The following is a 9,137-nucleotide window of genomic DNA, read 5'->3' as shown; positions in this document are numbered from 1 at the left end:
GGCTTGAAGTAAGCGCCGACACTTTAAAAGCGCTGTATCCATTGTCAGCCGGTAAGCTGCATTATTTTACAGCGATTGCCGAATCAGACGTGACTGTAATCTATATATCCAAAACTATACTCCAGCAAAATCAAAGCACTCTTTCCTCTCTGAATAATGACCTGAATATTTCGGAAGACCTTAAAAATAATCCGTTTTTTAATCGTTTTTACCAGCGTTTTACCCAAGGTGAACTAAAAATACCAAGTTTTCCTGACATTGCACTAAAACTGCGTAAAGCCACCCAAGAAAATTATGGAATTGCCGACATAGTCAAGATTGTTAATATGGACCCGGTTATTTCCGCCAAGCTGATTCAGGTCGTGAATAGCCCCATTTACCGGCCTCTGAGTCCGATCAGCAGTTGCTTTGACGCGATCAATCGATTGGGGTTGACCACCACACGCAATCTGGTGACCTCTTTTAGTATGAACAACTTGGTCAAAAGCGAAAACCCATTAACTAAGAAGCTAATACAATACACATGGTTGCAGAGCATCAAGATTTCCAGCATTAGCTATACTCTGGCTCAACTTACTCAAAAAGTAGATCCAGACGAAGCGCTACTTGCAGGACTTTTGCATAATATCGGAGTGTTACCGATTTTAACTTTTGCCGACAGCTTGCCTGAAGACACTTATAATTCCGAAGATATTGATCTTTGCATCAGCAAAGTTCACGGACAAATTGGTAGTATTATTTTGGAAAAATGGGGATTTCCTGATAATTTAAAACAAATTCCCTTGCTGTCTACAGACTGGTTTACCAACACCACTGAAAATATCAGCCTTAATGACATTGTCTTATTGGCAAAATACCATAACGTTCTGGCATCTCCAGGCAATACCAAATTGCCTTTACTTGTCTCTCTACCGGCCTTTCAGAAACTGGGAAACCAGCACTTAACAGCGGAAATGTCTCTTCAGATACTGGATGATGCAAAGCAACAAATTGCTGAGACAATGAACTTTTTCTCAAATTAACAACCAAGATTACTTGAGCTTTTCAATCATACAATATAATATTGATTCAATACTATTTAGAGATCAACAAAATGAACACAACAAAAAAACACCTTCACAAGTCAATCCTTACCTGCTTAGCCGTTGTTATTTTTCCTTTTGGAGCGCAAGCGACCTCCGATACGTCCAAAAACATGCATCAATTATATGAAGACAATTGCGCCAGTTGCCACGGCTCCGATCATGGCGGGTTTATTGCTCCTGGATTGAATTCAGATACTCTGAAAGGCCGAAGCCCTACTGCTTTGCGCACCCTGATCATGACCGGAAGTTTCGATACCTTAATGCCTCCGTTCTACGGCCGGTTATCGGATGACGACATTCGCGGCTTGGTTAAACATCTGCAAACCACGCCAAAACAGGCCAATCCGGCATGGACGATTGACGACATCAAAGCGTCGATAAAAGTGTACGTTAAAGACGAAAGCACCCTGCCCGCAAAGCCTACCTATCAAATCAACAGCATGGATGACGTGATCGGCGTAGCGGCTCGCGGCAAATACGGGCGCGGTTCAGGTTCAAAAGCCGTGTTCATTAACAGCGTTACGCATAAACAAATCGGCGAAGTGTCCACCGGCACCGCCGCGCATATTATCGACTACAACCCCGCCAATCCGCGCTGGGCTTATGTAAAAACCGATACTGCTGAAATTTTTAAAGTCGATTTGTATTCGATGCAAGCGGTGCGTAGCGTCAAAACAGGATTCAACGGGCCGGGATTGGGCGTTTCCCGCGACGGAAAATACATCATGGCCGGTTCTTACGTACCGCACAACGCCGTCATTCTTGATGCCGACACGCTGGAGCCGATCAAAACTTTTGAACTGGAAGGCATCGATCCGGACGGCAAAATGGTTTCTTCCGATTCCGGCATGATCATCGGTACGCCGTTTGACGATATTTTTGCTATCGCTCTGGAAAACGCCGGTCAAGTTTGGGTAGTCGATTTAAAAGAAGGTTTTCCGGTCACTAAAATTGAAAACGTCGGCCGCCATTTGCATGACGCCTTCCTGACCCATGGTGGCAAAAAATTAATGGTTGCCGCTTATGACGACAACATCGTTACTGCGATTGATTTAAAAGACCGCAAAATCATTAAGAAACTGGATGCCGGCTGCGTACCTCATGTTGGCGGCGGCTCTGCGGTTGAAGTTGACGGCCGCATACTCGGTTTCGGCACCAACTTCGGCGATTGCGACAAAACCGTGGTCAGCGTTTGGGATCTGGACAAAATGGAAGTGGTTAAGCAAGTTCCGGTTGCAGGCGGCACGGAATCCCCGGCGGCTCATGCCAATGCGCCTTATGTTGCAGTAGACATTATTTCTAAAGACCGTCGCGCCCGTACCGTCCAATTGATCGATAAGAAATCCCTGGAAGTCGTTAAAACCCTGGATGTAGGCGGACATGCCTATTTCCCCGAATACAGCGCCGACGGTAAATTCCTGTATGTCAGCGCCGGATATAGCGGTGACGAAGTCGTCGTTTACGATTCCACGTCCTTGGAAAAAGTCGCTTCCGTATCGATGGAAAGTCCGGCTGGTATATTCTCTCACGGCCGCGTCAGATACATGACTCGCGGTCTTTCTCCTGACGAAATGAAAGGGGCAAAGTAATGAGACTATCAGTTCTTACAGGATCGTTGATACTGGGATTGGTGTCTGCTCAAAGCGTCAATGCGGCAAGCATTTATGCGGGGCAAGCCAAAGCGGCAGCGGTCTGTTCGCAGTGCCACGGCATTATAACGCCTTCGGCCGAAGCGCCTTTTCCGCCATTGGCCGGACGCGATATGGATTACTTAAAAACAGCGCTCAAACAGTACCGAGATAAAACCCGTAAATCCGACATCATGAATGCCATCGCCGGTTCCTTAAGCGATGATGACATCGGTAACGTTGCTGCGTACTATGCCAAATTAAAACCGTAACAAGTATGTTCAAGCTGTTGGTTTTAATGTTGGCTGCGACAGCAACCTTTGCCGGTGAACCATCACCTGAGCGGCAAAGTACGCTCCGCAACATGCTCAATCATGATTGCGGAGCATGTCATGGCCTGACATTAAAAGGCGGCCTTGGCCCTGCCCTGTTGCCCGATGCATTGGCCGGAAAGCCCGATGATTTGTTGATTTCAACCATTCTAAACGGCCGCCCAGGCACCGCCATGCCGCCTTGGCAGCCGTTTATGAATCGGGACGAGGCTGCTTGGCTGGTTGGAATATTACGCAAGCCCGAAACAAAACCTTAAATGAAAACTCTCTGTTTTTTATTTTTGATTGCTGTTTCGATCAGCCAAGTAAATGCAGAAACAAGCATTGCCATTTTGGATTTTGAACTTAATGACTTGACGCTGAAGCCTCGGACGGCAGCCGAAATTAACAGAACGGCAAGCATAAAACCCTTGCTGGAAAAGGAACTTAAAAGCGCCGGTTACCGTATTATTTCGATTGATTCAGCCACACAACATCAATCCACCAGCGGTTTCGGATACTTGTTCGACCATAACGATGTCGCTGCCGAGCTTGGCAGAACCGCAAGCGCTGATTATGTATTAGTTGGAAGATTGCACAAGCCCAGCTTTTTATTTGCCTACATCATGGGGCACTTAATCAGGACTAAAGATAATCAATTAATCGGCAACTATATTTCAGAAACCAAAGGCGGCGATGAAAAACTAACGCTTAAAGGTGTTGAAAGTATTGCCGGCAAAATCGATAAGGATTTAAATAATCATTATATACCGCCACCTCCTAAGCAAATCCCTTCACACTAATTATTTTTGTTTTTTCGTCTCTACGTTCAAGTAAACTTGTCAAAACGATCATTTAGTTATCGAGGATAATCTTTATACAAAGCATTCTTTTTAAAAAAGCCCAACAAAGTTTGGAGCAGCTTTGCCAAAAAGCGTGTCAAGATCATGAACCCTGTATCGTAAACCGCGAAGGACAATAACCACGTGGTTATTTTGTCATTAGCGGACTTTAATACATGGCAGGAAACGCATTATTTATTATCGAATCCGGCCAATGCTCAAGGACTGCTTAACTCACTGGACAAAACAAGGAACAGCCAGTTGATACAAAAGAAATTGATTGAGCAATGAATTAAAGTGCTGGAACAATGCCATAAAACTGGAGAACAACCTATATGCACACCATACAATTAGACCAAACCACTGAACAAGCCTTAAGTCACATAGCCACTAGACAAGGTTTGACACCTGACACGGTCATTAAAAATGCCTTACTTGACTATTTAGCGGAAGAACAAGCGATAATAAAAGCAGACACCGCTTATAAAAACTATCTGGACGGCAAAGAATCTATTCATGATTTTGACGATGTGGTGAAAGAACTTGGCTTGGACGATTAGAATTTTAGATAGCGCAAAACAAGATTTAAAGAAACTTGATAAACCTATTCAAAAAAGGATTGCTTCATTCTTACGAAAGCGACTTGCGGACACTGATGATCCGAAACAGCTGGGAAAAGCGCTACAAGGACATATGCCGGCTAATGGCGATATAGAGTCGGCGATTACCGCTTGATCTGCCATTTAAAAAATGAAGAACTGATTATTATAGTTGTCGAAATTGGGCACCGAAAAGACATCTATCGTTAATACACACAAATCTATGACAAAACTACTCCCGTTTCTAGCTTTCCTACTCTCCTTCAACGCCCTTGCAGAACTACGCGCCACCGGCGATCTAGGCATCGTCATCGAACGCGAAGACGGCAATGCGCTGATCATCAACACCACCGAGCATAAACGCTTAGCCAAAATCGAAAAGCTGGGCGATTTATCCCACGCTTCCGTGGTTTTCTCCCGCGACCAGCGTTACGCCTATGTTTTCGGTCGGGACGGCGGCTTAACCAAAATCGATATGCTGAAAGACGCAATCGACAAGCGCATCATTCAGGCCGGCAACAGTATTGGCGGGGCGATTTCCCAGGACGGTAAATTAATCGCCGTATCCAACTACACGCCTGGCGGCGTTAAAGTTTTTTCGTCAGATACATTGGAACTGGTTGCCGATATTCCTTCCGACTATGGCGATGGACTGCGCTCTAAAGTGGTCGGCTTGGTTGACGCGCCCGGACAGCGCTTTGTCTTTTCCCTGTTCGATGCCGGTGAAATCTGGATGGCCGACTTTAAAAACCCCAAATCCCCGGTTATGAAAAAATTCCCCAACATCGGCAAACAACCTTACGACGCATTAATGTCGCCGGACGGACACTACTATATAGCCGGTTTGTTTGGAGAACCCGGGCTGGCCTTGCTGGATTTATGGAATACCGAGGCCGGAGTCAAGCGCATATTGCCCGACTACGGCAAAGACGACGAAAAACTGCCCGTTTATAAAATGCCGCATCTTGAAGGCTGGGCGGTAGCCGGTGATTATGTGTTTGCACCGGCGATAGGCCAGCACAAGGTTCTGGTCATCGACAAAAAAACTTGGGAACTGCATGACACCATAGCGGTCGCGGGACAACCGGTTTTCGTGATGGCCCGACCCGATGCGCGGCAAGTCTGGGTTAACTTCGCCTTCCCGGATAATAACCAATTACAGGTTATCGATGTCAAAGACCTGTCTTTGCACAAAACCTTGTCGCCGGGAAAAGGCGTATTGCATATGGAATTCACCCCGCGCGGAGAACAAGTCTGGGTTGCGCTACGAGACGATAACCAGCTGGTGGTTTACGATACTGATACTTTGCAGGAAATAACCCGTTTGCCAGCCAACAAACCGAACGGTATTTTCTTTAGCTCGCGCGCGCATAAAATCGGCTTATGACAGGCATAACTTATCAGAAAAGATTTAATAGAACACAGATGACGCAGATTAGGCTGATTTACACGGATTTTTAAAAAACTGAAACCAAGTTTGTTATGCGCTTTTAAATCTGCGTTTATCCGTGTCATCCGTGTTCCATTTTTAATATCGAAGATTATGCTATCTCCCCTACACAAACAGCTGTTAAACGACTATCAGCAAAACTTTCCCATCTCGGCGACGCCTTATCAGGACATCGCCGATGCGCTGGGCGTAACCGAAGCCGACGTTTTGTCGGCATTTTCCGAGCTGAACGATAACAACTTTATCAGCCGCATCGGCCCGGTTATTCCGCCTAACCATATCGGCGTCAGCGCATTGGTCGCAATATCTGTGCCTGAATCGCAACTGCAAGCTGTTGCCGATAAGATCAGCGCTTATCCCGAAGTGAATCATAATTACGAACGCGAACATCGATTTAATCTCTGGTTTGTGGTCATCGCTTCCGATGCCGAGCACTTGAGCGCCGTGATCGACTCAATAGAACAGGAAACATCATACAAAGCCATGCTGCTACCGATGTTGGACGATTTTTTCATCGATTTGGGCTTTAAGCTGGACCTGAATAATGATTGATTCGCGTGACCGCCAACTGCTCGAGCATATCCAGCTGGGTCTGCCGGTTTGTTCCAGGCCTTATCTCGAAATCGGCCGGCTTTGCGACATGCCCGAAACCGAAGTCATCGAACGCTTAACCCGGCTCAAACAACAAGGCCTAATCAAACGCATGGGCGTTATCGTCAAGCACCGGCAGCTCGGTTACCGCGCCAATGCGATGATCGTCTGGAATGTGCCGGATAATCTTGTTAAACAACTGGGCGGACATATCAGCCGGTTTTCGTTTGTAACGCTTTGCTATCAGCGCCCCAGACAACCGGAATGGCCGTATAATCTGTATTGCATGATACACGGCAAAGACAAGGCCACTGTGTTAAACCAATTGGAGCAAATCGTTGAGGCTTGTGGATTAAGCAGTTTCGACAAAGAAATTCTGTTCAGCAGCCGCTGTTTTAAACAACGCGGCGCCCTTTATCAAAATACCGCTTTAGCTGATGGATGAAATAGATAAACAAATTATCAACGCGCTGCAAGACGGCTTTCCGATCTGCGACGCGCCTTACCAACAAGCCGCCGCACAACTGGGATTGAGCGAGCAGGATTTGATAAGCCGATTAAAAGCATTATTGGATAACGGCGCCCTAACCCGCTTCGGCCCCTTGTACAACGCCGAACAAATGGGCGGCGCATTGACTTTGGCGGCCGTTAAAGCGCCAATAGATCGCTTTGATGAAGTCACCGAAATCATCAACGGTTTTCCTGAAGTCGCGCATAATTACGCGCGCAACCATGAACTGAATATGTGGTTTGTGATTGCCACCCAACAAACGCCTGAACAAATCCAGCAGACCATCAACGCGATAGAGCGTTTAACAAGCCTGACCGTCTACAATATGCCCAAGAAAAAAGAGTATTTTGTCAACCTGAAGCTGGAAGCCTGACCATGCTCGATGAAACAGACCGTAAAATCATCCAGGCAACCCAAGCCGGCTTGCCGTTAACGCCCCAGCCCTATCAGGCTATTGCTGAACAACTCGGCCTGACCAGCGAGGATGTTATGATGCGGCTCTCAGCCATGCAAAACAGCGGCATCATTCGCCGTATCGGCGCTGTACCCAATCACTATAAGTTGGGCTATCGATTTAACGGCATGACCGTCTGGAATGTCCCGGACGAAGCTATCGACGAGTTGGGGCAAAAAGTCGGGCAGCTGGAATTTGTCAGCCATTGTTATCATCGGCCCAGACATTTGCCCGAATGGCCGTACAACTTGTTTGCGATGGTGCATGGCAAGAGCCAGGAAGAAGTCGACAAACAGATTCAGCAGATTTATGATCTGTTAGGGGACTATAATTTGGGTTGTGATGTCTTATACAGTACAAAGATTCTGAAAAAAACCGGCTTCCGCACGGGCGATCTGCCGGTCGCCCCTACGCTAAATTTGAGCAATTATTAGAATTGTAGGGGCGATCCCCGGCGGTCGCCCTTTAGCATATACATAGTGCAATAACACAGCCACGAGGACTTAAACTTTTATGTTTAGACTAAGCCAATATATGCGAGAATTAATAGACCCCACCCCTTTAAAACCGGCGCGCAAGCCGGTGGCTCCCGTGGTTATCTGGAATTTAATCCGCCGCTGCAACCTGACTTGCAAGCATTGCTACACGACATCCACCGATATAAATTTCCCCAACGAATTGAGCACACCGGAAATCTATACGGTCATGGATGATCTGAAAAGCTTTAAAGTGCCGGTGCTGATTTTATCCGGCGGCGAACCGTTACTGCATCCCGACATCTTCGACATTTCCCGCCGCGCCAAAAACATGGGCTTTTATGTCGCGCTATCCACCAACGGCACTAAAATCTCTGCCGATAATATCGATGAAATCGCGAGCATAGATTATCAATATATAGGCGTCAGTCTGGACGGCATCAAAGATACCCACGACCAATTCCGGCGGGTCAAAGGCTCATTCGATCAAGCACTTCACGGTATCCGCCTGTGTCTTGATAAAGGCATTAAAGTCGGCCTGCGCTTTACTTTAACGCAGGATAACGCCCAGGATTTCCCGGCCTTATTGCAGTTGATGGATGAACAAAATATCGACAAATTTTATTTGTCGCATCTGAATTACGGCGGCCGAGGCAATAAAAACCGTAAGGATGACGCCCACTTCGCAATGACCAGAGAGGCGATGGATTTACTGTTCGAAACCAGCTACGACTGGCTTAAGGCGGGCAAAGACCGGGAGTTTGTCACCGGCAATAACGATGCCGACGCAGTTTATTTTCTCCACTGGATAAAACGGCATTTTCCCGATAAAACCGACCATATCAAAGCCAAACTGGAACAATGGGGCGGCAATGCCTCCGGCGTTAATGTCGCCAATATCGACAATCTCGGCAATGTCCATCCGGATACATTTTGGGCTCATTATGAGCTGGGCAATGTCAAAGAACGGCCCTTTTCGAAAATATGGATGGATACCAGCGATCCTGTGATGTTAGGTCTTAAGCAACACCCGAGACCACTGGAAGGCCGTTGCGCCAGGTGCCGCTACCAGGAAATTTGCAACGGCAATACCCGGGTCAGGGCCGCGCAAATGACCGGGAATATTTGGGCTGAAGATCCCGGCTGCTACCTGACCGATACTGAAATAGCCTCCTGACGAAAAGCCGCCT

At 46.9% G+C, this 9,137-nt stretch carries 15 protein-coding genes; all 15 read left to right on the top strand.

Going from position 1 to position 9,137, the window contains the following annotated elements:
* A partial coding sequence (locus EPO18_RS16345) for an HDOD domain-containing protein (protein ID WP_292435119.1) occupies positions 1-1,022 on the top strand: 1,022 nt, incomplete at its 5' end.
* 71 nt (positions 1,023-1,093) lie between these two features.
* Positions 1,094-2,674 carry a nitrite reductase gene (locus EPO18_RS16340; protein ID WP_292435118.1) on the top strand — a complete coding sequence of 527 codons (1,581 nt, stop codon included), beginning with the start codon at positions 1,094-1,096 and terminating at the stop codon, positions 2,672-2,674.
* Positions 2,674-2,985: a c-type cytochrome gene (locus EPO18_RS16335; RefSeq protein ID WP_292435116.1), complete on the top strand. Its 312-nt coding sequence runs from the start codon at positions 2,674-2,676 to the stop codon at positions 2,983-2,985. Before EPO18_RS16340 ends, EPO18_RS16335 begins: the two co-directional genes overlap by 1 nt.
* A 5-nt stretch (positions 2,986-2,990) precedes the next feature.
* Positions 2,991-3,302: a c-type cytochrome gene (locus EPO18_RS16330; RefSeq protein ID WP_292435115.1), complete on the top strand. Its 312-nt coding sequence runs from the start codon at positions 2,991-2,993 to the stop codon at positions 3,300-3,302.
* Entirely contained in the window at positions 3,303-3,827 is a 525-nt protein-coding gene (locus EPO18_RS16325; protein WP_292435112.1) for a DUF2380 domain-containing protein, read from the top strand.
* Between the two features lie 183 nt (positions 3,828-4,010).
* Positions 4,011-4,157, top strand: coding sequence for a type II toxin-antitoxin system Phd/YefM family antitoxin (locus EPO18_RS20745; RefSeq protein WP_363331520.1), 147 nt, complete (start codon positions 4,011-4,013; stop codon positions 4,155-4,157).
* Positions 4,158-4,201: 44 nt separating this feature from the next.
* On the top strand, positions 4,202-4,426 hold the full coding sequence (locus EPO18_RS16320; protein WP_292435111.1) for a DUF6290 family protein: 225 nt from the start codon (positions 4,202-4,204) through the stop codon (positions 4,424-4,426).
* The gene (locus EPO18_RS16315) at positions 4,410-4,601 is read left to right on the top strand and encodes a type II toxin-antitoxin system RelE family toxin (RefSeq protein WP_292435110.1); all 192 of its coding nucleotides are present in this window, start codon (positions 4,410-4,412) and stop codon (positions 4,599-4,601) included. The genes EPO18_RS16320 and EPO18_RS16315 overlap by 17 nt, the downstream gene beginning before the upstream one ends.
* Complete coding sequence (locus EPO18_RS20740) at positions 4,598-4,675, top strand: type II toxin-antitoxin system RelE family toxin (RefSeq protein ID WP_363331521.1); 78 nt, start codon at positions 4,598-4,600, stop codon at positions 4,673-4,675. Before EPO18_RS16315 ends, EPO18_RS20740 begins: the two co-directional genes overlap by 4 nt.
* A 13-nt stretch (positions 4,676-4,688) precedes the next feature.
* Complete coding sequence (locus EPO18_RS16310; protein WP_292435109.1) at positions 4,689-5,852, top strand: cytochrome D1 domain-containing protein; 1,164 nt, start codon at positions 4,689-4,691, stop codon at positions 5,850-5,852.
* Between the two features lie 156 nt (positions 5,853-6,008).
* A complete protein-coding gene (locus tag EPO18_RS16305; RefSeq protein WP_292435107.1) occupies positions 6,009-6,467 on the top strand; it encodes an Lrp/AsnC family transcriptional regulator in 459 nt (152 codons plus the stop codon).
* Positions 6,460-6,951 (top strand): siroheme decarboxylase subunit beta, encoded by a 492-nt coding sequence (gene ahbB / locus EPO18_RS16300; RefSeq protein ID WP_292435106.1) that lies wholly within the window; start codon positions 6,460-6,462, stop codon positions 6,949-6,951. The genes EPO18_RS16305 and ahbB (EPO18_RS16300) overlap by 8 nt, the downstream gene beginning before the upstream one ends.
* Entirely contained in the window at positions 6,944-7,390 is a 447-nt protein-coding gene (locus EPO18_RS16295; RefSeq protein ID WP_292435104.1) for an Lrp/AsnC family transcriptional regulator, read from the top strand. Before ahbB (EPO18_RS16300) ends, EPO18_RS16295 begins: the two co-directional genes overlap by 8 nt.
* Positions 7,391-7,392: 2 nt before the next feature.
* The gene (gene ahbB / locus EPO18_RS16290) at positions 7,393-7,905 is read left to right on the top strand and encodes a siroheme decarboxylase subunit beta (protein WP_292435102.1); all 513 of its coding nucleotides are present in this window, start codon (positions 7,393-7,395) and stop codon (positions 7,903-7,905) included.
* Between the two features lie 79 nt (positions 7,906-7,984).
* Positions 7,985-9,124 carry a heme d1 biosynthesis radical SAM protein NirJ gene (gene nirJ / locus EPO18_RS16285; RefSeq protein ID WP_292435101.1) on the top strand — a complete coding sequence of 380 codons (1,140 nt, stop codon included), beginning with the start codon at positions 7,985-7,987 and terminating at the stop codon, positions 9,122-9,124.
* Positions 9,125-9,137 lie beyond the last annotated feature (13 nt).

The organism is Methylobacter sp. (genome assembly GCF_004322395.1).
Classification (GTDB): domain Bacteria; phylum Pseudomonadota; class Gammaproteobacteria; order Methylococcales; family Methylomonadaceae; genus Methylobacter_A.
The sequence above is the reverse complement of the archived record's forward strand: the minus strand, read 5'-3'. Positions and strand labels throughout refer to the sequence as shown.

Bases quoted from the DNA above. Each gene is read 5' to 3' on its own strand.
- ahbB (WP_292435106.1), top strand. From the start codon at position 6,460: ATGATTGATTCGCGTGACCGCCAACTGCTCGAGCATATCCAGCTGGGT.
- EPO18_RS16305 (WP_292435107.1), top strand. From the start codon at position 6,009: ATGCTATCTCCCCTACACAAACAGCTGTTAAACGACTATCAGCAAAAC.
- EPO18_RS16335 (WP_292435116.1), top strand. From the start codon at position 2,674: ATGAGACTATCAGTTCTTACAGGATCGTTGATACTGGGATTGGTGTCT.
- EPO18_RS16310 (WP_292435109.1), top strand. From the start codon at position 4,689: ATGACAAAACTACTCCCGTTTCTAGCTTTCCTACTCTCCTTCAACGCC.
- EPO18_RS16320 (WP_292435111.1), top strand. From the start codon at position 4,202: ATGCACACCATACAATTAGACCAAACCACTGAACAAGCCTTAAGTCAC.
- EPO18_RS16325 (WP_292435112.1), top strand. From the start codon at position 3,303: ATGAAAACTCTCTGTTTTTTATTTTTGATTGCTGTTTCGATCAGCCAA.
- EPO18_RS16340 (WP_292435118.1), top strand. From the start codon at position 1,094: ATGAACACAACAAAAAAACACCTTCACAAGTCAATCCTTACCTGCTTA.
- EPO18_RS16330 (WP_292435115.1), top strand. From the start codon at position 2,991: ATGTTCAAGCTGTTGGTTTTAATGTTGGCTGCGACAGCAACCTTTGCC.
- ahbB (WP_292435102.1), top strand. From the start codon at position 7,393: ATGCTCGATGAAACAGACCGTAAAATCATCCAGGCAACCCAAGCCGGC.
- EPO18_RS16295 (WP_292435104.1), top strand. From the start codon at position 6,944: ATGGATGAAATAGATAAACAAATTATCAACGCGCTGCAAGACGGCTTT.
- nirJ (WP_292435101.1), top strand. From the start codon at position 7,985: ATGTTTAGACTAAGCCAATATATGCGAGAATTAATAGACCCCACCCCT.